The organism is Gemmatimonas sp., assembly GCF_031426495.1.
Lineage (GTDB): Bacteria > Gemmatimonadota > Gemmatimonadetes > Gemmatimonadales > Gemmatimonadaceae > Gemmatimonas.
On the sequence record NZ_JANPLK010000015.1, the window covers coordinates 14,368 to 37,410 of the forward strand.

19 protein-coding genes are annotated in these 23,043 nt (G+C 67.4%); 9 read left to right on the plus strand and 10 right to left on the minus strand.

Features of this window, described 5'->3' with window-relative positions:
• Positions 1 to 27 precede the first annotated feature (27 nt).
• From RMP10_RS04805 to RMP10_RS04830, 6 genes are all read right to left on the minus strand, one after another.
• A complete protein-coding gene (locus tag RMP10_RS04805) occupies positions 28 to 1,005 on the minus strand; it encodes a DUF4097 family beta strand repeat-containing protein (RefSeq protein WP_310569270.1) in 978 nt (325 codons plus the stop codon).
• Positions 1,005 to 1,853, minus strand: a complete 849-nt coding sequence (locus RMP10_RS04810) for an anti-sigma factor (RefSeq protein ID WP_310569271.1) — start codon at positions 1,851 to 1,853, stop codon at positions 1,005 to 1,007. The genes RMP10_RS04805 and RMP10_RS04810 overlap by 1 nt, the downstream gene beginning before the upstream one ends.
• Before the next feature lie 8 nt (positions 1,854 to 1,861).
• Positions 1,862 to 2,491, minus strand: a complete 630-nt coding sequence (locus tag RMP10_RS04815; RefSeq protein WP_310569272.1) for an RNA polymerase sigma factor — start codon at positions 2,489 to 2,491, stop codon at positions 1,862 to 1,864.
• A gap of 104 nt (positions 2,492 to 2,595) precedes the next feature.
• Positions 2,596 to 3,246: an HAD-IA family hydrolase gene (locus RMP10_RS04820; RefSeq protein ID WP_310569273.1), complete on the minus strand. Its 651-nt coding sequence runs from the start codon at positions 3,244 to 3,246 to the stop codon at positions 2,596 to 2,598.
• A 12-nt stretch (positions 3,247 to 3,258) separates the two neighbouring features.
• Positions 3,259 to 5,625: a DEAD/DEAH box helicase gene (locus RMP10_RS04825; protein WP_310569274.1), complete on the minus strand. Its 2,367-nt coding sequence runs from the start codon at positions 5,623 to 5,625 to the stop codon at positions 3,259 to 3,261.
• The gene (locus RMP10_RS04830) at positions 5,622 to 8,915 is read right to left on the minus strand and encodes an N-6 DNA methylase (RefSeq protein ID WP_310569275.1); all 3,294 of its coding nucleotides are present in this window, start codon (positions 8,913 to 8,915) and stop codon (positions 5,622 to 5,624) included. Before RMP10_RS04830 ends, RMP10_RS04825 begins: the two co-directional genes overlap by 4 nt.
• Before the next feature lie 174 nt (positions 8,916 to 9,089).
• Between RMP10_RS04830 and RMP10_RS04835 the strand changes: the two genes are divergently transcribed.
• A complete protein-coding gene (locus RMP10_RS04835; protein WP_310569276.1) occupies positions 9,090 to 9,935 on the plus strand; it encodes a D-amino acid aminotransferase in 846 nt (281 codons plus the stop codon).
• Positions 9,936 to 9,939: 4 nt separating this feature from the next.
• On the opposite strand, the gene RMP10_RS04840 is transcribed toward RMP10_RS04835, so the two are convergent.
• Positions 9,940 to 11,157 (minus strand): glycosyltransferase family 2 protein, encoded by a 1,218-nt coding sequence (locus RMP10_RS04840; RefSeq protein WP_310569277.1) that lies wholly within the window; start codon positions 11,155 to 11,157, stop codon positions 9,940 to 9,942.
• Positions 11,158 to 11,267: 110 nt separating this feature from the next.
• On the opposite strand from RMP10_RS04840, the gene RMP10_RS04845 reads away from it, so the two are divergent.
• The 3 genes from RMP10_RS04845 to RMP10_RS04855 are packed head-to-tail and all read left to right on the plus strand — an operon-like array spanning position 11,268 to position 13,245.
• Positions 11,268 to 12,251, plus strand: a complete 984-nt coding sequence (locus RMP10_RS04845; RefSeq protein WP_310569278.1) for an LD-carboxypeptidase — start codon at positions 11,268 to 11,270, stop codon at positions 12,249 to 12,251.
• A gap of 20 nt (positions 12,252 to 12,271) precedes the next feature.
• Positions 12,272 to 12,628, plus strand: coding sequence for a rhodanese-like domain-containing protein (locus RMP10_RS04850; protein WP_310569279.1), 357 nt, complete (start codon positions 12,272 to 12,274; stop codon positions 12,626 to 12,628).
• Entirely contained in the window at positions 12,595 to 13,245 is a 651-nt protein-coding gene (locus RMP10_RS04855; RefSeq protein WP_310569280.1) for a CoA pyrophosphatase, read from the plus strand. The genes RMP10_RS04850 and RMP10_RS04855 overlap by 34 nt, the downstream gene beginning before the upstream one ends.
• On the opposite strand, the gene RMP10_RS04860 is transcribed toward RMP10_RS04855, so the two are convergent.
• Positions 13,198 to 13,488 (minus strand): hypothetical protein, encoded by a 291-nt coding sequence (locus RMP10_RS04860; protein WP_310569281.1) that lies wholly within the window; start codon positions 13,486 to 13,488, stop codon positions 13,198 to 13,200. The genes RMP10_RS04855 and RMP10_RS04860 overlap by 48 nt on opposite strands.
• On the opposite strand from RMP10_RS04860, the gene RMP10_RS04865 reads away from it, so the two are divergent.
• Entirely contained in the window at positions 13,487 to 15,124 is a 1,638-nt protein-coding gene (locus RMP10_RS04865) for a gamma-glutamyltransferase (RefSeq protein WP_310569282.1), read from the plus strand. The two genes, RMP10_RS04860 and RMP10_RS04865, sit on opposite strands and share 2 nt — an antisense overlap.
• Before the next feature lie 32 nt (positions 15,125 to 15,156).
• Here RMP10_RS04865 and RMP10_RS04870 read toward each other — a convergent pair whose 3' ends face one another.
• Both RMP10_RS04870 and RMP10_RS04875 read right to left on the minus strand, forming a co-directional pair.
• The gene (locus RMP10_RS04870) at positions 15,157 to 18,195 is read right to left on the minus strand and encodes an AAA family ATPase (RefSeq protein WP_310569283.1); all 3,039 of its coding nucleotides are present in this window, start codon (positions 18,193 to 18,195) and stop codon (positions 15,157 to 15,159) included.
• Positions 18,195 to 19,328, minus strand: a complete 1,134-nt coding sequence (locus RMP10_RS04875; RefSeq protein WP_310569284.1) for a BamA/TamA family outer membrane protein — start codon at positions 19,326 to 19,328, stop codon at positions 18,195 to 18,197. The genes RMP10_RS04870 and RMP10_RS04875 overlap by 1 nt, the downstream gene beginning before the upstream one ends.
• A gap of 171 nt (positions 19,329 to 19,499) precedes the next feature.
• Here RMP10_RS04875 and RMP10_RS04880 point away from each other — a divergent pair, with 171 nt between their 5' ends.
• From RMP10_RS04880 to RMP10_RS04895, 4 genes are read left to right on the plus strand one after another with little or no spacing between them, the layout of a single operon-like run.
• Complete coding sequence (locus RMP10_RS04880; RefSeq protein ID WP_309671347.1) at positions 19,500 to 20,894, plus strand: Nramp family divalent metal transporter; 1,395 nt, start codon at positions 19,500 to 19,502, stop codon at positions 20,892 to 20,894.
• Positions 20,894 to 21,346 carry a universal stress protein gene (locus tag RMP10_RS04885; RefSeq protein WP_309671346.1) on the plus strand — a complete coding sequence of 151 codons (453 nt, stop codon included), beginning with the start codon at positions 20,894 to 20,896 and terminating at the stop codon, positions 21,344 to 21,346. Before RMP10_RS04880 ends, RMP10_RS04885 begins: the two co-directional genes overlap by 1 nt.
• Before the next feature lie 45 nt (positions 21,347 to 21,391).
• Positions 21,392 to 22,183 carry a metal-dependent transcriptional regulator gene (locus RMP10_RS04890; RefSeq protein WP_310569285.1) on the plus strand — a complete coding sequence of 264 codons (792 nt, stop codon included), beginning with the start codon at positions 21,392 to 21,394 and terminating at the stop codon, positions 22,181 to 22,183.
• 10 nt (positions 22,184 to 22,193) lie between these two features.
• The gene (locus RMP10_RS04895; RefSeq protein ID WP_310569286.1) at positions 22,194 to 23,033 is read left to right on the plus strand and encodes an ABC transporter permease; all 840 of its coding nucleotides are present in this window, start codon (positions 22,194 to 22,196) and stop codon (positions 23,031 to 23,033) included.
• Positions 23,034 to 23,043: the final 10 nt, after the last annotated feature.

Below are 23,043 nucleotides of genomic sequence, written 5' to 3' on the forward strand. Positions count from 1 at the left end.
CACGCACGTCTGCGATCAGGTGTGCGATCATGAGCGGTTGCCTCGCACGACGCGGACGTCGCCGTTGAACGTGGAGATGGTGAAACGGGTGGACCCGCCGCCGCCGATCTCGTAGCGGCGCACCGCGCGCTCACTGCGTGACGACGTGAGGCTGTTGGGCATCAGTGTGAGCGAACCGGAGGCGGTCATGTCGCCGTTGAAGGTGGAGACGTCCATGCTCCCGCGCACATTCTCGGGGAGACGCAGGGTCACGTCGCCGGAATGCGTGGTGATCTGCAACCGCGCGTCGTCGGTCGTGTTGCCATCGAAGGTGATGTCACCACTGATGCTTTCGACTTCGACGCGCGCCGCGCGATCCATACCGAGCAGGACATCGCCACTGGTGGTGTGCACGTTCGCCTCGTCGCGCACACCGCGCAGTGTAATGTCGCCACTCATGGTCGTCACGCGCGCCGGCCCTGAGCGGCCACCCAGCCGGATGTCGCCGGAGAGTGTTTCCAACGTGAGACGTCCGCCGATGTCGTCGAGACTGACATCGCCACTGGTCGTGCGAATCTCCACGTCACCGTCGATGCCGGACACGTCGACATCCGCCGACGCCGTGGAGATGACCAACCGCACGTTGCGCGGGAGGTCGAGTTCGAGCGTGGCGTCGTTGCGGCGACTGGCCGTGCGGCTGGAGCGGTCGGAGCGATCGGAGCGATCGGAGCGGCTCGAGCGCATGTCCTCCGATGCTTCCAGCGTGACGCCGACGCCGGTGGTGCGCAGCTGATAGTCGCCGCTGCGCCCGCGGATCGCGCCGGTGCTCGCCGACCCACCGCGTACGACCAAGCGTCCGGTGCGCACGGTGATGTCGACCACGGCGTTGCGTGCCACCGCGAAGCTGGAGTCGCGTTGGGCGAGCAGCGGTGACATGCCGCCGGCTAGCGACAGCAGCATCAACACGCCGAGCGGAACGAGCGAGCGGGAGCGCATCGGGAGAGTGAGCACGAGAGGGGACCGCATTACAGCAACGCCACGCGCCGGAGCAGCGCGAGCTTGGTTTCAAGGGCGCGATCGAGCTGGGTCGACAACAGTGCGCTGCGCGGATCCCGCGTCAGCGCCTTCCGGCTGTCGCCAATAGCCCGGTCGATGATGTCCAGATTACGGCGTAGTTCGCGCACGGTCGCGGTGTCGAGTTCGACGAAGCGATCATCGACGATACGACGCAGCGCCGAGATCTCCCGCTCATACACCACATCGGCGTCGGTGCCGTCGCGGGTGTCGCGCGCCGCATTGCGTGACACAAGCCGCGTGGTGGAACCCGACACACGCGCCGGTGCGCTCGACGTGGTGGACGTCGTCGTGGACGGCGATGCCGCGACGATCTCGACGGCCGCGCCGGGCAGCCCCAGATCGTTCACGCTATCGGTCGTCGTGGCCACTTGGCTCGGTACGCCGGTCGGCGGCGCAACAGGCGCCACACTGCGCTCGGCGAGACGCCAGGTGATGCCCGATGTCACCGCCACCAACATCGTGGCGGCGATGGCGAAGGTGCGAACGGACACGGTGCGTGCCACCCGCGACCGCGTGGCCGCTGCCGAGATCGGGATGACGGCCGTGTCGAGACGCGCTTCAATGCCGCTCCAGAGGTCACGTGAGGGCGAGATCCCGGGGAGCGCCTGCGACTCCGCCACGATCGCCTCGAGCTCGCGGACCAGTGCGGCGCAATCGACACACTCCGAATGATGCGCCGTCATCCACGCCTGCTCGGCCTGGTCGAGATCACGCTCCAGGTACCCGCCACACTGCGCTTCGAAGCGCGCGCAGTCGGCGGAGGCGCCGGTCGGGGGAACGCTATCTGTATAGTCCATATGCTGGGTTACCGATTCAGGGCGGCGCGCAACAACATGCGCGCACGGTGCAACTGGGCCTTGCTGCCGCCCGGCGTGATGCCGAGCTGCTCGCCGATCTCTTCGTGCGTAAAGCCTTCCACGTCATGCAACACGAATACCCGTCGCGCACCCGCTGGCAGTCCGGCGATCGCGGCATCGAGATCCAATCGTTCGCCGACGAATACCGCGCGGGAGGGCGCCTCGTCGAGGGCGTCATCGTCGGCGGTGCGGGCGCCGTGAATGCTGGCCCGCTTGCGACGCGACAACACGACGTTCACCGCGACCCGATGCAGCCACGTGCTGAATGCCGACTCGCCGCGGAAGCCCGGCAGCTTTTGCCACACCCGCACGAACACGTCCTGCGTGACTTCCTCGGCCAGCTGCGGATCGGCCAGCATGCGCGTGCAGATCGCGTACACCCGGTCGACATGCGCCCGGTAGAGCCGTTCGAACGCGCGCCGGTCGCCCGAGGCAGCGGCCGCGACGTCGGTATCCAGGCCGGTAGCCAGCCCCGAATCCACCGCGCCGGCGCCACTGGTTCCCGTCACAGCAGCGACCGCGCCCGGCGATGAGGCCGGGACGGCGGGATGTAGCGAGGCGAACACAGGGGTAGTCACACGCAGGGCGAGCAATGAGGCTCCGATAGCAGGTCACCCCATTGGATGACCCATCAGCCCGGAGGGTTTGAAGCGACCGCTCAGATTGTACGTCAGATGTTACGTCAGATCGTGAGCGAGGCGACGATGGCTGGCAATTCTGTCATACTGTTCATCCAGTAGTCCGGCGCCGCGACGGCGAGTTCGGCCCGACTGAAGGGCCCCCACTGAGCGGCGGCGGTGCGCACCCCGGCGGCCCGGCCGGCGTGCATGTCGTGCGGCGAATCGCCCACGAACAGCGCGCCCGACGCTGGCAGCGCCAGCCGGTCGAGGGCGAGCAACACGGGGTCGGGAAGCGGCTTGTGGCGCTCGGTCTCCTCGAAGGTCACGATGGCATCGAAGGCGCCGGCCAGCCCCACGTGCGCGAGGGAGCGGGCGGTCATGCCACGTCCCTTACTGGTCACGAGGGCGGTGCCGTGCCCCTGGGCCCGCGCCCACGCGATCGTGTCGAGCACGCCGGGATAAGCGGTGGTGAGCCGCGGCAGATGAATACCCTGATAGTCGCGATAGCGCACTACCAGCGATTCCACCTCCTCCTCCCCCTCACACCATTCGGCCAGTTGCGTGCGCAGCGGCGTCCCGATGCCGGCCACCCATTCTTCGGTGGTGGGCGTGCGCTCGCGTCCTTCGAACGCGAAACGCATGGACTCGAGGAGCAACCCGATGGAGTCGATCAGGGTGCCGTCGAGGTCGAACAGGAGCGCGTGTCGTGACATACTGAAGAGTAATCAAGCGTAAGGACCGATCAGCAGCAGCGCACGGACGCGAATCGTTGCCCTTGGCGCGACCTCCGGCACACGAGGGCGGTCGCGGGCGAAGGCGGCCAGCACCGGCTCCTGCTGCCACGCCGTCAACCATACCCTCGGCCCCCATCGCGACGCGGACTCGCCCTGCGCACACCAGCGCGCCATCGCGTCCTCGGCGCCCGATCCGCGCGCCGATCCCACGACCCGTTCGGCATCGGCGATCGCCCCCCGCAACGCCGCGCGCTCGATCGGCCCGCAGCGCTGCACCAGTTGGGCGAGGTGTCGGGCGGCGCGCTGGGCGAGCGGCGCCAGTGCGTGATCGCCAGGGCCGACCTCGGCGCGTGCCGTCGCGCGCCCGCACCAGCGGTGGATATCGCGCAACGCTCGACGAACCGCTGGCTCCAGTCCGACGCGTAACAGCGTGGCGGCACTGCTGTCATCGGCGATCGCCACGGCGCGTAGCAGGGAACGCACGCGTGCGCTCACCACGCGCCGACGACCCGTGGCGTGGAACGCGTGCGAGCAGAGCAGGCGTGACTGTCCCTGATGATCGACCAGCGCGATCCACGCGGATTCTTGGGCAGACCGCAGGGCGGCAACGACCGTTGCGCGCGACGGCGCAGCGACCGCGACGGCGTCGGCCCACCGCTGCAATCGCGCGTGCAACCGCGATGCCGCCTCGGCCGCGCTTTCTCGTCCGACGCTTCGCGGGCGTTGTCGAGACGAGTGAATCGCGTCGCCCCCGGCAAAGCGTCTGGACAACGCCGCCTTGGCGGCGATCCGGCGCTGCAGGCGGAGTGCGCGGTCACCCTCCGGATGCGGCGCGAAGCTATAGACGTGCACGGCGCGGTGCGGTGAGCCGATGCGCGCGCAGCGTCCCACGCGCTGCTCGCGCAGCGCGTCGGTCCACGGCAGATCGAGATGTACGACCACACCGGCATCCTGCAAATTCACGCCCTCGGCCAGCAGGTCGGTGGCGAGCAGCAGGCGGATGGCTTGATGTGCCGGCGGTGGCGGACGTTCCTGCGCGAGCGGCGCAAAGCGCGCGAGGACCTCACGGCGGCTGATCCGGCCACTGGCAATGCGCGCGTGTTTGCTCGAGAGCAGACCGACGCCGGCGATGTCCGACAGGGCGCGATGCAGCGCGCCGATGGTGTGGGCGAATTGTGAGAAGGCGATAATCGGCGTGTCGGGGTGCGCCTGAAGCAACGCACGTAGCGCATCGGCGCGGGCCCCGTCTGCGCGCGCGGTCTGCTCGTGGTGTTCAGCGAGCGTCGCGAGCGCCTCGAGATGCGCCTCGACCCGCTCGATCAACGGTGCGCTCTCCACTTCATGCTGCGCCATCAGTTCGGGGAAGGCGAGCTGTACTTCGTGATCGCCCACCAACCAACTGCGCAACTCCGTTTGCGTGGGATGCCGACCGGAGCGCAGTGCCTGGAGTAACGCGTCGCCGCGCAAGCGCCGCTGGCGCAACGCGTGCGCGAGGGCGGCGTCGCTGGAACACCAGGCACGCAGCAATCCCAGTCGAATGAGCGCGCCGGCCACGGCGCCATCATGCGCCGGGAGTGGAGCCGGGAGCGCGAGAATGTGGGTGAGTGTGGCGCGATCGTGTGGCATCGGCAGCGGCGCGTGCTGCAGCACCGGCGGCCGGCTGGCGGTCGGTGTCTCGGCCGCTGCCGGCGGCCCCGTCCGCGCTCCCGCGCTCGTGTTCGTGTTTGATCGGCGGATCACCACCTGGGCGAGCATCGTATCCGACAGGAGATCAGCGCGCGATCCCAGAAAGAGCGCCAGCAGATTTCGCAGCTCAGCCGCCCGGTTGTGCAATGGCGTCGCGGACAGCAACAAGGTGTCGCAACCGGACACGAAGCGGGCGATGGCGGCATAGCGCGCGGTCCGGCGGGTGCGCAGGTAGTGCGCTTCGTCGATGATGACGAGCGTGCGCTGCGGCGCGCGCTCCCGCACGACGCCCGGATACGCCTCGTCGGCGAGGGCGGCGCGGGATGCGTGGTGCGGCCGGGAAAATCCGTGCACGGAATGCAAGCGGATGTGCGGCAGTTGCGCGTGCGTGATAGCCGTGCGCCACATGGCCTGCAGCGCCGCTGGCGCGATCACGTGTACCTGTGTGTACGAACGGGCCACGGCGAGCGCGGTATACGTCTTGCCAAGTCCCACGTCGTCGGCCAACAGCGCGCCGTGGTGCAGGCGGATGGCACGCTGAATGCGGGCCACGGCATCACGCTGGTGCGGCAGCAGGGTGATGTCACCCAACTCCGCCAACGGCAGGGGGGGAATGAGCGCGCCGGCGAGTCGGGCCTGCACGTGGCGCGCACTGTGGAGGGACCACGTCATGGCGTGTACCACTCGAGTAATGGGGTGAGTTGACGCAACGGCACGTCGTAGGCATCAGCGACCGCCTCGTCGTGTTCCGGTGTGGTCACCATCTCAAGACGGGCGAGACGCTGGCCGATGGGAGCGAGCAGGGTGCGGGCGCGGAGCCAGTCGTGCGGGACCGGTAGTGTGGCCACCGTCCAGCCAAGGAAGCGCCGAAAGCCGCCGCGGGCCGGTTCAGCGAGGACATCGAGCCACGCGGCCGCAATGGTGGAGTTGAGCAAGGCATCGAGCGCGTAGGCATCGTCGATCGAGGTCGTGCGGACCACGTAGCAGCTGTTGAGCGGTACCGTGGGATCGCCAGCATCGAGCACCCGCGTGCGCAGTCGTTTGCCGATATCGGCCCACACCACGCGCGGCGTATCGGCGCGCGCGGCTTCGGTCCGAAAGAGCGTCCACCACGGCATGCGGGCGCGGGCATCGCGTCGACTTTCGAGTCGGGGCCGCCAGTGCGCGAGCCATCGCGTAGTCGCGGGTGGCAGGGTGCGCAGCGGAAGGCCATCGGTGCCGTGTGTCCACAGGATGCGGAGTTCGTCAGCGGCAGGCGCCACGCTGCCAGCCGCTAACCGCGTCGTGATGCCTTCACCACGCAGCGCGGGGCGCAGCAGTCGGCGTTCGATGACGGCTGACCGTGACACCGACGTCTTGCCCGGGGCGGGATTGTCGGAGGCGACGACTGTGGCCGAATCATCGTCGTGCTCCTGCGCGTGTACGAGAAAGGCGGCGTTGCAGCCGCACTTCACACCCAGCAGTGGACGTCCGATGGGCGAGTCGCCCAAGGCCGGGCCGGCCGTGCGGAGCCGTTCGAAAGCGGCGTGTGCGGGTGGCGGAAGCAGGATCCACGGCGCGGCGGCATCGCCGTCGAGGGCGAGGCGCGATGTTGGAATCGGAAAGTGGCGCTCGCCGTGTGCGGTGCTCACGGAAACGTCGATGTCGCAGGTCGCGACGCCTGTGAGGTCGGTGCGGGCGATGTCGGGACGCGGATGTTTGCAGGCGACCAGGAGCGACGGATACGTCGCGGCGTCGAACAGCGCCGGGGCGTCGCTCCAATCGCGAATCGTGCGGACGGTCGCGACCTGCGTGATCGCGCGGCGAATGCCGCCGCCCGACAGGGTGCGCCAGAGTTTAGCGGGCACGAGCAGTGCGAGCGTCGCGCCGGGCGCGAGCAGTTCGAGGCTGCGTTCGATGAAGGCGACGGAGAGATCGGGTTGCGAGGCGAAGCCGACGCCAGCACCGGCGCGGGCGGCACCGACGTGCCAGGTCGCGGCGCGCATGCTGCGGAACTCGCGGCGCAGCTGTTCGCGATCGCGTGGGGCGAGCGCGTGCGGTCGCACCCAGGGCGGATTCCCAATGATCACATCGAAGCCGCCGACGGCCGCCACGTCGGCGAAGTAGGTGACAAATCGAAAGGGGAGCGCGCCGCCGTCGGCGAGCTTGGCGCGGGCCGACGAGAGCTCGCGGCACTGTGCACGGAGGGCGTCGAGTCTGGCGTGGTCGTTGCGCGTGGGCGTGCGACGGTGTCCGAAGAGGTCGCGCGCTCGGAGTGTCCTGAGGAGCGCGGCGCGTTCAGCCCGGAGCCCGTCGCGTTGTGTGGAGAGCGCGGCCATCGCGCGCTGCCGCTCCTCCCGCTGCAGGGCGAGCGCGATGGACTGCTTGCGTGGGCCGCTGGCACGTGTGTAGCGCTCACGCAGTGCCGTCAGCGCGTGGGCGCTGGGCGGAGCAAAGCGGAAGTTGCCGCCAGCAAGGGAGTCACCCACGCGGATGTGATGATCCAGGTTGGGTAGCGGCGGCACGCGGGTGATGTCGGATTCCGCGCATTCGATGACCACGGACAACCAGAGACGCAGTTCGCACAGCCAGACGGCGACTGGATTGCGATCGACGCCGAAGATGCAGTGCGTGAGGATCTGTCGTCGGATGCGATGCGCGTCGGTCGCCGAGGGCGCGCCCGTGGCGAGTCGTGTGCGTCGGTGAAGAGTGCTGAGGCGTTCGAGCGTGTGCACCAGGAATGCACCCGATCCGCAGGCCGGGTCGAGAATGCGCAGGTGATGCAGGGCATCGGTGGTCGCCGGAGAGAGCCGCAGGGGGGTGTTGGTGTCGTCGAGCGCATCGGCGGGGAGATCTGGAAGTGCCGAGTACAGGGCGTCGCGGACGACCTGATCGACGAGGGCGGGTGGAGTGTAGAACGAGCCGGACCGTCGACGTTCGTCGGTGGCCATGAGTGATTCGAACGCGCGCCCGAGCATCTCGGGGTCGACCGCTGCTTCCGACCAACTGGCGGAATCTTCGTGCGCCGTGAAGCGATGCCGGTCGAGCACCGATCCCACGAGATGGGCGATGGCGTCGTCGCTGAAGCGCAGCGTGCGATGACGCTTCTCGAGCGGCGTCGGGGCGAACAGACCGCCATTCAAGAACGGCACAGCGCCGAAGCGACGGGCGGCGGGGGCACGATCGCGGCGCGGCGTGTTCAGCGTGCCGAAGAACAGCGGGCGCAGCAGTCGCTGATGCAGCTGACCGCCGGCCTCGAGCTGGGCCGTGGTATGATGCAGCAGAAAATCGAGACGGTGATCGAGCCAGCCTTTGGCTTCCAGGAACGCCAGGAAGAGACAGCGGCTGGTGCAGAGCAGGGCGAGCTCGCGTCGTTCGGTGGGAAGCGCGGTCGGCGCCGCCGGACCGGACGCGTCGGTGGCTAGCGAGGAGACCGCACGCTCCAGAATGCCGTAAAAACGATTCGAGAGCGCTTCGCGGCGCAGGATATCGGTGAATCGTGCGTGGCGCAGCAAGGCATCCTGTTCCGACACGGCGGCGAGCGTGCGCAGGGTGTCCGCATCGGAGTCGACCACGCGCGTGCGATCGATCCGGAGCGCGGCTACGCGCGGACCGCCGCTGTGCGCGCACACCGTGGCGATGCACAGAGTGCGCTGGCGCGCGTCGAGCGTAATGAGGCACCAGTGTCGCGCGGGCGACTGATGCAGCATCGTGGCCGCGAGCCGCTTCGTAAGTTCGCGCGGATCGGTAGCGCCGGCGAGGTCCGTGGGATGCGCCAGTTCGGCGCACAACAATCGTAACGTGCCCACGCCGCGCACCACAGCCGCGCTGTTCGTGAGCGTGTCGATGTGCAATCGCTCGCGCCCATCGGCGTCAAGCGCGGTGGGTGTCGCGGTGAAGCCCAGAGCCTGGGCGATCGGGCGCAGCGACTCGCGGGAGTCGGCCTGCGCAAGCAGTTGGGCGGCGGCGCGTAGTGTGAGCACGCGGCCATAGTGGGAGCGGTCACGCGAACGTGTGTCACCCGAAGTGCGCAGGCGGTGCCTTCGCAGCGCAGTGCCGTATGGAGTATCTTAACCGGAGCCTCTGCCGTACTCCGAGTCTGCTGTACAACCTACGGTTTCTCGCGGTGCTCTTCCTCCCTCATCGCACGTTTCCCCATGCCCGTCTGCTGGCTCAACGGATCCTTCGTCGCGGAACAGGATGCGCAGGTCTCCATTTTCGATCGCGGCCTGCTGTTCGGCGACGGCGTGTACGAAGTCGCGGCCGTGTTGAATGGCACACTGCTCGACGCCGACCGGCATCTCGTGCGACTCACACGCTCCTTGTCGGCGATCGGCATCCCCAACACACAGCCGGCCGCTGCGTGGTTGGGCGTGATGCAGCAGCTCGCCAGCGACAACGGCGTTGACGAAGGGCTGGTGTACCTACAAGTCACGCGTGGCGTGGCCGAGCGTGATTTCCCGTTCCCGGCACACGTGACGCCAACCATGTTCTCGTACGCGCGACCGAAGGCGCTGCGCGCCGATCCGAATGCGTCGGGGGTGCGGCTACTCACGGTGCCGGACATGCGTTGGAACCGCTGTGACATCAAGAGTACCAGCATGCTGGCGCAGGTGCTCGCCAAGCAGGCCGCGCGTGCCGGTGGGGCCTTCGAAGCGATGATGCACGAGGACGGCCTCGTGACCGAAGGCGGCTCCAGCAACCTGTGGATCGTGAACGATGGCGTCGTGCAGACGCGACCGCTCTCGAGCGACATCCTGGCCGGCATCACGCGCGATGTCGTGCTTGAACTCGCCGACGCGGCCGGCGTGCCGGTACGCGAGCGGGCCTTCACAGTGGCGCAGGCGAAGGCGGCCGATGAGTGCTTCATGAGCAGCGCCACCAGCTTCATCCTGCCGGTCACCACGATCGATCACGACACCGTGCGCACCGGCGCTCCCGGCGCGATCACACAACGGTTGCGTGGGGACTACATCGAGCGCGCCGACCGGCTCACGCAGTAACGCGCTACTGCGACACGTAGCCGCGGTCTTTCCAGCGCACGTTGTTGCCGCGCGCGATCGCACTGACGCAGATCCCCAGCACGATCGCCCCGCCCAGCGGTGCGAGCAACGCGCGGCGCATCGGGTCGCCGTTGATCCGGTTCGCGGCGGCGAATGACATGAGCACCGCTGCGCTGCTCGCGCCGCTCCACAGCAGCAGGGCGGCACTCACGGTGGCGCCCGTGGCCACCGCGAGCACACACCACATGAGCACCACGAACGGCATCAGCACCCCCAGCGGAAACGACAGCAGGAAGAGCGGGTAGAGCCGCTGTCCCACCGCGCCCCACCACATGGCGTGTCGGCCGCCAGCGTACATGTTCTTGCCCCAGCCTTTCATGAGGCTGCCCAGACCATCGTACATGCGGGTGCTCAACTGATCGATGCCAAGCGCCAGCGACACGCGATCGCCACGCGCCTGAATGGTCTGCGCCATCATCACGTCTTCCGCCACGAATCCGCGTACCGGCTCATGGCCGCCGATCGCATCGTAGACGTGTCGCGACAGCATGAAGCACTGTCCGTTGGCAACGACATCGCGCCGATTGGTCGCTCGCTCCATGGCCTCCGCCCCACCGTACCGCGTGAGTATGAGCGTGAACACCGACGGCTGCACGGCCCGCTCCCACACGGTGCCCATCTCCTGATGTCCCGCCACCGACAGCAACTCGGCTCCGCGGCGCTCGCGCATACGAACCATACGTCCTACGAGCTCGGGCGCGTGACGCGTATCGGCATCGGTGAAGAGCAACAGCGATCCCGTGGCGTGAGCCGCACCTGACTGACAGGCCCACTGCTTCCCGAACCAGCCGGCCGGCAAATCGGGGGCGTTCACGATCTTCACTCTGCGGTCGTCGGCCGCCGCCTCACGCGCGAGCACGCCCGTGCCATCGGTGGAGTGATCATCGACCACGATGAGCTCGAGGTCGGGCCAGGTCGACGCGCGGATGCTGCGGATGCAGGCCGCGATATGGACCGCCTCGTTGCGCGCGGGGAGCACGATACTGACCCGCGGCGTCGGTGCGGTGGTGAGCGCCGGCACGTCGATGTCGTCGAGGCTCGGGGTCGTGCGGAGGCGGGCCGCCAGCACGAAGGGAGCGGCCACCCACGGTGTGGCAGCGATGGCCGCCGACGCGGCGCCCAACAGTGAGATCGGCGACAGACCCGGGAAAAAGCTCAGCATAATCCTCTCAAACTCGCAGCCCGGCTCGGTAAGCGGCACCGCCAGCCGCCCATCGTGACGAGTCGGGGCAATTCCGTTGCTCCCCCGAGTCAGGACCGATACGTTCAGACATGGTCGCGGCTGCTGGTACTTTCGATCTTTCCGAGGGTGATCCTCGCGACGCGCACACGGCGCGCTCGCTGCGAGTGCCGCCGCTGCTGACCGCCGGTGCCCGGATCGCGATGATCTCGCCCTCCGGACCGCTGCAGGGCCCTCATGAGCTCGAGCGCGCCGTCGCGACGGCCGAGTCGCTGGGGTGGGAGGTGCAGGTCGGTCAGCACGCGCTTCGGCGAACCGGCTACTTCGCGGGTGACGACGCGCAACGCGGGGATGATCTCCTCGACGCGCTGCAGGACGACCGCATTGACGGGATCTGGTGCCTTCGGGGCGGCTACGGCGCCGCGCGCCTGCTGCCGCGGATTTCCGTGGACCTGCTTCAGCGTCACCCGAAGGGGTTGATCGGCTATTCCGACATCACGGCGCTCCATGCCGCGTGGCAACGCGCCGGGCTCGTGAGCTATCACGGTCCCACCGCGCGCGCGTCGCTGTCGGCGTTTTCGCGCGATTCTCTGGTGCGCGCGCTGCGCGACGGCACCGATAGCTGCGGCGAGGCGCCCGATGCGCGCGTGGTGCACGGTGGTCGCGCGACCGGACGACTGGTCGGCGGCAATCTGGCGCTGGTGTCGTCGCTGTGCGGGACGCCGTGGGCGGTCGATGGTCGCGCCGCGATCGTGGTGCTGGAAGATATCGGTGAGGCCACCTATCGTCTTGATCGCATGCTCACGCAGCTGCGGCTGGCTGGCGCGTTCGAAGGCTGTGTTGGCGTGGCGTTCGGGCACTGCACCGATTGTCCTGACACCACCGAAGACGGCACGCGCACCATCGACGCGATCGTGACCGAGCTGGCCAACGCGTTACAGGTGCCGACGCTGCAAGGCATTCCGGTTGGACATATTGCAGACCAGTGGACGGTGCCGTTCGGCGCGATCGCGACGTTGGATGCCGACGCGCGTACGCTGTCCGTTCACACCTCTGCTGTTTCGCGCTTTCACTGACTTACTACACGAGTACGCATATGAAGACCGCGCAGCAACTCATCGCCGAAGCAAAGGCGAGCATCTCGGAAGTCACGACGAGTGAAGTGCAGGATCGTCTGGCGGCCGGGGAACCGGTGGTGCTCATCGACATCCGTGAGCAAAACGAGTGGAACCTCGGACATGCGGCGCCGGCGCAGTACATCGGCCGCGGTGTGCTCGAGAGCCAGATCGAATCACGCGTGCCTCGCGACGCGCAGGTGGTCCTCATGTGCGCCAGCGGCAATCGCTCGGCACTCTCTGCCCGCACGTTGCAGGAGATGGGCTACACGAATGTCGCGTCGCTGGCTGGTGGATTCCGCGATTGGGTCGCCTCCGGTGGCGCGGTGGCCGACTGAGCGACTCAGCGCGCGACCAACTCTTGCAGCGCGCACTGCAGCACGCCGACGTATCACGGCTCGCGAGGCGTCTGGCGAGCCGTGTCCCGGTCGATGCGTCACCGCTGGCCGAGTCACGGCTCGCTGCGGTGTCGGCTGTATTGCGCGTGGTCGATGAGGAGCCGCAGCTGTTGTTCATCAAGCGCGCGGAGCTCGAGCGCGATCCGTGGAGCGGGCACATGGCGTTCCCCGGCGGCCGCCTCGAACCCGGTGACGCTTCTCTCGAGATGACCGCCGTACGCGAAACGCAGGAAGAGCTCGCGCTCGATCTCACCCAGGGACGCATGCTGGGACGCCTCGATGATCTGGCGCCGCGCAATCGATCGCTGCCGCCCATCATCGTCCGTCCCTTTGTGGCGATCGTCGAGCCCGACGTGACCTTCACGCCCAGCGAGGAAGTCGCAGCCACCTTCTGGGTTCCGCTGTCGCGGCTGCAGCATGAACGCTCGAAGGCCGAATACGTCGTGGAGATCAACGGCAATCGTGCCACGTTTCCGGCGTTTCGCGTGGAGCAGCACATCGTGTGGGGGCTAACCGAGCGCATCGTGCGCCAACTCCTCGCGCTCGTCGGTCCATAGCACCACCATCAGCACCACCGTCGGCACCACCATCAGCACCACCATCAGCACCACGACCGTACCTCCCCGAACCACACCCGAGGGCATGACGTTGCCGACGTGTTTTGCGTTCCTCCGCTCCGCTCGTCCTGCGGCCACGATGGCCCTGCTTTTCTCGGCGAGCATGGCATTCGGCTGCATGCGCCCCTCGGCCACGGCGGTCGCGCCGATGTCGGGCAAGCGCGTCGAGAGCGACCGCGGCATGGTGGCCGCTTCGCATCCCGATGCTGCTGCTGCGGGAGCGGCGATGCTCGCGCAGGGCGGTAATGCCGTCGACGCGTTCGCGGCGACGGCCTTCGCGCTCTCCGTGACCGACGTATCGCAAACGGGACTTGGCGGTGGTGGCGCCATGACCTTCTTCAACGCGAAGACCAAGACGGTCGAGCATCTGTCGTTCTATCCGCGGGCGGGAGAAGACGCGGCGTGGGCACGCGCCGATACCTCGCGCGGCCGTCGCCCCGGACGCGCCGCAGCCACTCCCGGCATGGTGGCCGGCGTGCTCGACGCGCATACCAAGTGGGGCAAGCTCACGCGCGGGCAGGTGATGGCGCCGGCCATCGCGTTGGCGCGCGACGGCTTCATCGTGTCGCCGCTGCTGGCGCGTACCATCGTGTCCTCGCGCGACAAGCTGATGGCCGATTCCCTGGCGGCCGCTCGATTCATGCCCGGCGGCGAGGCGTTGCGTCCCGGTGATCGTCTCATCCAGCCGGAACTCGCGGGTACGTTGCAGCGCATTGCGAGCGAAGGTGCCACGGTGTTCTACAACGGCGGTATCGCCGAGCGTCTGTCGGCGAAGGTCAAGGCGCAGGGAGGCCTGATCACCGTGCGCGACATGAATACGTATTTCGTGACGTCGATGCGTCCGCTGTGCTCGATGTGGCGTGGATACACATTGCTAGGCGCGCCGCCTCCAATGGGTGGCGCATCGGTGCTCGAGATGCTGCAGATGGCCGACGCCTCGGGCGTCGCCGATGCCGGCTCCTTCACCGAGAACGGCGCGGCCGTCGCGAAGCTCGCCGACATCATGCGCATTGGGAACGCCGACGCGGGTGACTATCGCGGTGATCCGGCGGTGCAGCGCGTACCCGCCCACGGCGTCGTGCATCCCGGCTTCGCGCGGCAGCGCGCGGGACTCGTTGGAGGTGCGCTACCCGACACGGCCGTGGCGGGCAATCCGTGGGCCTTCGATACGCTCGCGTCGCCGGGCAACTGCGGAAAGTTCAATCCCTATCCGGCGTCGGTGGCAGGGCGCACGGGCTCCAGCAACAGCGTGCCGCGCGACACCGCGACGGTCGAAGAAGGGCAGAGTTTTACGTCGCACCTGGCCGTAGTCGACGGCGACGGCAGCGCGGTCTCGGCCACGACTACCGTTGGCGTGCTGTTTGGCTCGGGCGTGTACACCGACGGCTTCTTCCTGAACTCGGCGGGCAACAATTTCGACGCGAAGACGCGCGGCACCAATCGCTACGCGAACTCCACGATGTCACCCACGCTGATCCTCGACGGTGAGAAGGTGCGGCTGGTGGTCGGTGCCGCCGGCTCGCAGTACATCCAGCCGGCGATCATGCAGGTCACGATTCGCATGCTCGCCTTTGGGGAAGATCCAGCCGTCGCGCTGTCGGCACCGCGCATTCACGCCAGCGAGAACGTGAAGGACGTCGAAGTGGAGCCGGGCTTCGCCACCAGCGTCTATCAGGCGCTCGTTACGCGAGGGTATGCGCCGTCCAGCCGTGTGCGCGACATCAGCTTCGGTGGCGTGCACGCCGTGTTCGTGCGCAAAGACGGGAAGCGGATCGGCGTAGCCGACCCGCGACGCGACGGAACCGCCGCCGGCTGGTAGTCGGCGGCGACGCGGCGACACCGAGTCACCGGCTAGGTGGCCCGGTGAAGGCCCTGCTCGCGAGCAAGATCGCCCAACGCCGTGCGATCGCGCACGTCGAGCTTGTCGAAGATGTTGGCGAGATGCGTGCCGGCCGTTCGTGCGGTGATGCCGAGCCGGGCACCGATTTCTTTGTTGCTGAGGCGCTGTGCTACGAGCCGTACGATGTCGAATTCGCGTGGGGTGAGTGTGGCCAGTCGCGAGCTGTGCTGGTCACTAGCCACCTTTCCGCCCAGTGACCGCAACACCGTGCGCGCCTCCTCTGCCGCCGGCCGCGCACCAAGGCGTTCGAGCATCTGCAACGCTTCGTAGGCTTCGTGTTTGGCCTCGGACAGTGCGCCTGAGAGCCGCAGCGCACCAGCGAGCCGCAGGCGTGTACGCGCCGCGTCGTAGGGGTACGGCACCGCCTCCAGGGTCGCCACCGCGCGCTGCAACAGCTGAATGGCGTCGGCCGTTCGCTCTTCACGCAGGGCATACGCGCCATCGATCACCAGCACCCACGCGGCACCGATAGGGTGCGCGAGATGTGTCGCGTCGTGTTCGAGCCGGCGACGCACCGCACGCAACGTACTGTCGTCCCCGACCGCCAGCGCGGCTTCGGCCAATGTTGGCAGCAGTCGATACACGGCCCACGCGATATAACCGGTACGATCCGCAATCGCGATGGCTGTCCGTCCGAGGGCCAGCGCCTGCGCCTGCTCACCGACCGCGCTAAGGTACGATGTGCGGGCGACGCACGCGGGCAGGACGCCATGCACCTCGAAGGGACGATCGAGGTCGAGATCGGCCGCACCGGACACCTCCCATGCGTCGTCGATGAGCCGCTTGGCCGTCGCGAAGTCGCCACGCTGCAAGTACACGCCGCTCACCCAGTAGAGGAGACGCGCGAGCAGCGTGGTCTGATCGAGCGCGCGCGCCATCGCGATGGCGCGCTCGCCGTCCATGATCGCGCGATCCCACTCGCCGGTGCCGGCGCGATACTCGATCACGATCTCCATCGTGCGCAGTTCGAGTAACGGCGAGTTCAGCTCGGACGCCAGTCGCGTGGCCTCCCGGAGATGCGTCTCGAGCGCACTGGTGTGGGCCGTGAGTGCGGCCAGCACCGCCGCTGACCAATGCGCCGACCACGCCAGATTGCGCTCGCCGCTCTGCTCGGCCAGCGCCACCGCGCTCCGTGCGTGCGCCCACGCCCGATGCGCCGGCCCGGACCACAGATGCACCATCAGCAACATGCGATGCGCGCGAGCCAGCAACGGCACCTGGCCGAGCCGTTCCGCGATGTCCACCGCCAGCGTGATCTCCCGCTTGGCGTCTTCGGGGAGACCGAGCGCCTGTAAGCAGTCGCCCTTGGCGAGACGGATGCGCGCCAGCAACACTTCCGTTTGTGCGCTGTCCCCCACGCTCGCGCTGGCGTGTTCAAGCGCGATGTCGAAATGGCGGATGGCCTCTTCGCGACGGCCGAGTCCCTGCTGTGCGAGTCCACGTCGCCGCTCTGCGATAGCGACGCCCAGCAGGTCGCCACGGCGCTCGGCCATCGCCGAGGCGCGGGCGCACATCGCGATCACTTCGTGGTACTCACCCAGGCGTCGATACAAACGTGCGAGGTCGTCGAGGAGCATCGGGACATCGGCGACGTACTCGTCGGGCAGATGCTCGTCGATGCGATCGAGCGCGGCCCGCAGCATGACGGCGGCCTCCCGACGGGCGAGACGATCGAGCGCCTGACGTCCGGCTTTGAGCAGCCAACGCACGGAGCGGGCGGGCTCCACTCGCGGGTCTGCCTTGCGCCAATGCGCAGCGATTGCTTCGGCCTCACGGTCGGCGCGGCGTCCCGCCACCGACTCGATGGCAGTGGCGATGGTCACGTGCAGTTCCCGCTCGCGGGCGAGCCCCACGTGCGCGACCAACGTTTGCCGCATCATCGGATGCGCCAGGTCGTACGTCACGGCCGCACCGTCGGCCTGCTCGATCACGATGCCTTCGTCGCGCAGCTCACCAAGCGCCAGGCGAAGGGCGTCTTCGGAGAGCCCGCTGGTGGCGCGCACGACGTCGTGTGCAGCGGTGGTACCGATCACCGCGATCACATCGCCCACCAACCGCGCGTTGTCGCTGAGCCGGTCAAGGCGGGCGAGCAGCAGCTCGCGCACGGAGGGCGGCAGCATGAGTTGGTCTACGTGCCAGCCCACCCAGACGCCGCCCTGCTCGCGCAGTGCACCGCGGGACACCAGTTCGCGCAGCGTCTGATCGACGAAGAAGGGATTCCCGCGCGTGGTGTCCTGTAACAGCGTGGCGAACGGTGCGACGTCCTCGCGCTCCACGTGAAACGCGGTGGACAGCAACATCGCGACGTCGTCGCGGGTGAGCGGGGTGAGCCGAAGGTCGGTCACGACGCGTACGGCGCGAAGCGAACGGAGCGCAAGGCGGAGCTCGTCGCTGAGCGGACGGTCCGATTCATTCCAGCTCGCCACCAGCAGCACGCGTTCCTTGCCGAGTTGCCGGCTCACGAAGTGCAGCAGTTCGATCGAGGAACTGTCGGCCCACTGGAGATTCTCCAGGCAGAGCATCAACGGCTGCCGTTCGCTGAGACGTCCGAGCAGTTGCAGAATGCCCGCATGCAGCCGAAGCCGCTGCTCAGCCAGCGTGACGCTGTCGGTGAGGCGAATCTGGGTGAGGTCCGCCTCGGCGACTAATCGGGGCGTGAGCGCCGAGAGGAGTCGGCGGTCGCCGCGTGTCAGACGTGTGAGCGTGGCTGGATCGAGCGTGGAGAACAGCGGCTCGAGGGCGTCGCCGAACAACGCATAGGGGATCGCCGTCTCGAGCGGATAGGCGCGGCCGGTCACGACCTGCCATCCGTCTGCCGTCGCTGATGCCGCTGCTTCCTGCACCAGCCGCGTCTTGCCGACCCCGCCGTCACCGCTCAACAACACCAGTTGCGCGCGGCCGCGGCCGGCCTCGGCGCGCGCCCGTTCGAGGATGTCGAGCTCCGTGCCTCGTCCGGTCAACGGCAGTTGGAATGGCGAGACGGTGTGCATCAGAAGGCCTGGTTGAATCCGATGTACAGACCGCTCGAGCTGTCGCGTCCGACGCCAAAGTCCACGCGGACGGCGGTGCGTTGCTGCGGGTCGATCTGGAGCCGAACACCGCCGCCGTACGTGGGGAGCAGGCGGGCATCGGTCAGCGCATCCCACTCGCTGGCCACCATACCTGCGCCGGCAAAGGCCACAAGACCCACGCGATGCGCGAACGGCGTGCGATACTCGACCTGAGCGGCGGCCAGTCGTTGGTCGCGGTACCGTCCCCGTGCATAGCCGCGCATGATGTCGCCACCGCCCACGAGGGCCAACTGATCGAACGGCGCGTCGCCGCTGACGCCCAGCAACAGCAGCTGCGCGGCCACCACGTGCGCGCCGGTGAGGGCGCGATAGTGGCGTGCATCGAGGCGCACTCGATCGTACTGAAAGGGCGAACCGAGGTCGTCGTCGTTATGCGTGTAGGTGACCTGCGCAAAAGTCCCCTGACGCGGTGTGAAGAGGTTGTCGCGTGAATCGAGCAAGGCGCCAACCGACAGCTCGACCAGTCGACCACCGTCGCTGCCGGTGAGTGTGCCTTGGCGGAGAACCCCGATCGTGTCGGCAGTAATCGATTGGTCCAGCAGGCGAATGCCGCCCGTCGCATACCAGCTGCCACGAACGCGCTGCTGGATGCCGGCAAGCGCCTCGATGCCTTTTGGCGTGAAGATCTCCTTGTTACGCTCCGGCGTGGCATCGCCGATCCCGTAAAACGGCAGGGGGAATTTCTGCCAGGCCACCAAGGCGTTCAGGCGACGGGCATTCTGGCGCGTCCAGTGCTCGCCTTCCGCCGAGATGCGCGTCTGCGCCTTAGTGCTGCGAAGCGCCGTGGCGATCAGCGAGGCGGGGCGGGCGTGGTCGAGCGCCGGCCGGTCGAACACGGCGAGCACGGTGACGCCAAACTGGAGACCAGTCTCGGGGGCCGATCCGAGCGCCGGGAGCGGCTGGATGCGCCGTCGACCCACGGTCGAGTCGGAGCCGGCCTGCGCCCAGACACTGGCGGGGGTGCCCGCGAGGCTAAGGCTCACGCCGACGGTGACGCGAAGTGCAACGCGGAGGGACAAGGCGCGAATAGCGAGGCGATTCCAGGCGGTCATGATGCGACTCGGTCAGGGGGCGGAGGGTCGTGACCGGTACATGGTGTGTTTACGCCGTCGGGAAAAGGATACGTCGTATGACGTACTCGGGCGAACGAAGGGCTACGTCAAATTGAGGTCGGTCGCTCGGCCTGACTTGTCTATAAAATTAGTTGGCCCTAAATTCAGGGTATGGCTGCTGCGAATACTGATCCAATCGTCACTCCTGAGACCGCCTCTGGCGCTGCCACGCCACCTGCGCATGAGCCCGGCTGGCGTCGGGCGCGACTAGCGCCATCGCTGGCCGAGGTGCACCGCTCTGTCGACGTGAACGGTGCGACCTGGTTCCGAAAAATGCTGGCGTTCGCCGGCCCGGGATATTTGGTCGCTGTTGGCTACATGGATCCCGGCAATTGGGCGACCGATCTCGCCGGCGGATCCCGCTTCGGCTACACGCTGCTCTCAGTGATCCTGCTCTCGAATCTGATGGCGGTACTCCTGCAAGGGCTCGCCTCGAAGCTTGGCATCGTCACCGGACGCGATCTCGCTCAGGCGTGTCGCGATCACTACTCACCGCCCGTCGCGTTCGCGCTGTGGGTGCTGTGCGAAATTGCGATCGCTGCCTGTGATCTGGCAGAAGTGATTGGCACCGCCATCGCGCTCAATCTGCTGTTCGGCATCACGCTGCCGGTCGGTATCGCGATCACGGCGGTCGACGTACTGATCGTGCTCTATCTGCAGAACAAGGGCTTCCGCCTGCTCGAGGCGCTCGTGATCGCGCTGATCGCAGTGGTGGGCGGGTGCTTCCTGTTCGAGCTGTTCATCTCGAAGCCGGACATGGGCGCCGTGGCGCGTGGATTCATTCCGACCACGCAGATCTTCACGAATCCGGAGATGCTGTACATCGCGATCGGCATCCTCGGTGCCACCGTGATGCCGCACAATCTCTATCTGCATTCGTCGATCGTGCAGACGCGAAAATATGAGGAGACGGCGGCCGGGAAGCGCGAGGCGGTGCGCTTCGCGTTTCTCGACTCCACGATCGCGCTCAGCTTTGCGCTGTTCATCAACGCGGCGATCCTGATCGTGGCAGCGGCAACGTTTCATACGAGTGGGAACACGGAAGTCGCCGAGATTCAGGACGCCCATAAGCTGCTCACGCCACTGTTGGGTGTGGCTGGCGCGAGCGCCGTGTTCGCCCTCGCCCTTCTGGCCTCGGGACAGAATTCGACTCTGACGGGCACGCTGGCCGGCCAGATCGTGATGGAGGGCTTCCTGAACCTCCGCATTCGTCCTTGGCTGCGCCGGCTGATCACCCGGGCGATTGCCATCGTGCCGGCAGCGATCGTGGCGGTACTTTACGGGGAGAGCGGAACCGCCAGGCTGCTGATCCTGAGCCAAGTCATCCTGTCGCTTCAGCTGTCCTTTGCGGTGTTCCCGCTGGTGCGGTTCACCTCCGACCGTGAAAAGATGGGGGAGTTCGTGAACTCGATCGCACTGCGCGTCGCGGCGTACGTCGTGGCGGGTATCATCGCCTCGCTCAATCTCTGGCTGCTCTTCCAAACCATTCGCGGGTGGCTCACCTGATGTACCGTCGCATCCTCGTGCCGCTCGAGCACTCCGCGTACGACCAGGTCATTCTTGCGCACGTGCGCCAGCTGGCGAAGCTCTGCTCGTCGTCCCTCGTGCTGATTCACGTGGCCGATGGCTGGGCGGCGCGAAACCAGCTGTCGCTCAAGCTGCGCGAATCGGAAGAAATGCGGCTCGACCGCGAGTACATCGAATCCTGCTGCGCCTCGCTGCGTGTCGATGGGTTCGAGACCGAGTCGATCCTGGCCGGCGGAGATCCGGCAGGCGAGATCGTCTCGGCAGCCGAGCGCGAGCAGTGCGACCTCATCGCGATGGCGACCCACGGCCATAAAGGCATTCAGGACGTGATCTATGGTACGACGGCCAACAGCGTTCGCCACCGGACCATGGTGCCTGTGCTGATGGTTCGCGGTCCTGTTGGGGGTCCCGTTCGCGTCGCTTCCCGCTGATCTTTGGACATGAACGCGCGTGATGCTCTTTCACCCGACCCAGCTTTGCCCGACTCCCCGACGCCTCCGGCGCTGACTGAGCCGGTCGAGGATTATCTCAAGGCCATCTACGAGCTCGAAAGTCGGTTCGGGGCCGCCGCCACCAGTGATGTGGCGAACGCGCTGGATGTGGCGCCGGCATCGGTGACCGGGATGGTGCGACGCTTGGCGACGCAAGGCTACCTCGATCATGTGCCGTATCGCGGTGTGCAGCTGACGGCGCGGGGACGCCAGGCCGCGCTGCGCACGATTCGCCGTCATCGCATTCTCGAGTCGTATCTCACCGGCGTGCTGGGCTATCCGTGGGACCGTGTGCACGACGAAGCCGAGCGCCTCGAGCACGCCGCCTCGGACGATCTGATCGAACGCATGGCGGCTGCGCTCGGGCACCCGACGGCCGATCCGCACGGAGCGCCGATTCCCACCGTGGACGGCATCGTCGTCGAGCAGCCGCATCGCACGCTCGCCGAGTTGCCGGTGGGTGAAACGGCCCGCATGCTACGCGTGAGCGACAAGAATCCGTCGTTGTTGCGCTATCTGGCCGAGATCGCGTTACAGCCGGGCGCCGAGGTGACCATGGTGTCGCGCGCCCCCTTCGATGGGCCGCTCACGTTGCGGATCGGGAAAAACGAGCCGGTGGTGGGACCCAATCTGGCCGCTCAGGTATTGGTGGAAGCGATGCCCTCTCCTGGTCCACGCTCCGCTGATGCTACCGGCTCCACTCGCTCGCTTCCGTCCATCACACCCGTCGCCGCCGCTTCCCCCAAGCCGAAAGCGCGAAAGTCGTCGGCTCGTTGAGCGTTCGCCCGTGAAGGCGTTCCCTTCGCTCGCGGTCGCGATCGCGCTGGGTGTGGTCAGCACCGCGCCGCTCGCTGCGCAACCCTCGGCGCCACGCGGCATCGCCATCGACGCGCGTATGGCCGAGGATCTCGGGCTCGCCGTCGGGGCGCGTGTGCGGATCTCGGCGCGGCCCGGAGAACCGGGAGACAGCGCCATGATCGCGGCGATCTACGAACGAAAAGCCGATCCTGCCGAAGTCGCGCGACGCGAGTATCGTGTGCGACTGCACCTCGATCAGCTCCAGCAGCTCATGGAGCTCGACGACCGCGTCGATCGTTTTGCGGTCGGTACGCGCGATGGACAGTCCATCGATTCAGCCTTGGCGCGCATCAACCATGTGGCGTTCGGGTTCCGCTCGCACAAGTCGCGTGATGTAGCCGTGCAGAGTTCGCGCACCTTCCGTGTGGTCGAACGCTTTCATACGGCCATCGGTATCATCACCGTCGTGGCCAGCGCCGTGTTCCTGCTCTGTCTGTTGCTGCTGAGCGTGGAGGAGCGCCGCCGCGATATCGCGGCCCTGCGCCTGATGGGCATTTCCCGCGCCACCGTGGTGCGCGCGATCGTGATCGAAGCCGCGATCGTGTCGTTGATCGGTAGCGTGCTCGGCGCCGGCGTCGGCTGGATCGCGTCGCTCCTCGTGAATACGCATTTCCAGGAGCTCTATCGCACACCGTTGGTGTTCGCGCTCCTCACGCCGCAGATCTTTGCGTTCGCCACCGGCCTCTCGCTCATTCTGGGCATCGGTTCGGGCGCGGCGGCCGGCTGGCGACTCGTGAAGTCGTCGCCGCTGTCGCTCATGGGGCGCTGAGCGATGCGCT

Excerpts from the sequence above, each read along its gene's own strand:
- RMP10_RS04880 (WP_309671347.1), top strand. The coding sequence starts at position 19,500 with ATGGCTGCTGCGAATACTGATCCAATCGTCACTCCTGAGACCGCCTCT.
- RMP10_RS04860 (WP_310569281.1), bottom strand. The coding sequence starts at position 13,488 with ATGCCGCGGTCGCTCTCGACGCGCTTGCCCGACATCGGCGCGACCGCC.
- RMP10_RS04865 (WP_310569282.1), top strand. The coding sequence starts at position 13,487 with ATGGTGGCCGCTTCGCATCCCGATGCTGCTGCTGCGGGAGCGGCGATG.
- RMP10_RS04840 (WP_310569277.1), bottom strand. The coding sequence starts at position 11,157 with ATGCTGAGCTTTTTCCCGGGTCTGTCGCCGATCTCACTGTTGGGCGCC.
- RMP10_RS04825 (WP_310569274.1), bottom strand. The coding sequence starts at position 5,625 with ATGACGTGGTCCCTCCACAGTGCGCGCCACGTGCAGGCCCGACTCGCC.
- RMP10_RS04835 (WP_310569276.1), top strand. The coding sequence starts at position 9,090 with ATGCCCGTCTGCTGGCTCAACGGATCCTTCGTCGCGGAACAGGATGCG.
- RMP10_RS04850 (WP_310569279.1), top strand. The coding sequence starts at position 12,272 with ATGAAGACCGCGCAGCAACTCATCGCCGAAGCAAAGGCGAGCATCTCG.
- RMP10_RS04805 (WP_310569270.1), bottom strand. The coding sequence starts at position 1,005 with ATGCGGTCCCCTCTCGTGCTCACTCTCCCGATGCGCTCCCGCTCGCTC.
- RMP10_RS04820 (WP_310569273.1), bottom strand. The coding sequence starts at position 3,246 with ATGTCACGACACGCGCTCCTGTTCGACCTCGACGGCACCCTGATCGAC.
- RMP10_RS04845 (WP_310569278.1), top strand. The coding sequence starts at position 11,268 with ATGGTCGCGGCTGCTGGTACTTTCGATCTTTCCGAGGGTGATCCTCGC.
- RMP10_RS04870 (WP_310569283.1), bottom strand. The coding sequence starts at position 18,195 with ATGCACACCGTCTCGCCATTCCAACTGCCGTTGACCGGACGAGGCACG.
- RMP10_RS04875 (WP_310569284.1), bottom strand. The coding sequence starts at position 19,328 with ATGACCGCCTGGAATCGCCTCGCTATTCGCGCCTTGTCCCTCCGCGTT.
- RMP10_RS04885 (WP_309671346.1), top strand. The coding sequence starts at position 20,894 with ATGTACCGTCGCATCCTCGTGCCGCTCGAGCACTCCGCGTACGACCAG.
- RMP10_RS04810 (WP_310569271.1), bottom strand. The coding sequence starts at position 1,853 with ATGGACTATACAGATAGCGTTCCCCCGACCGGCGCCTCCGCCGACTGC.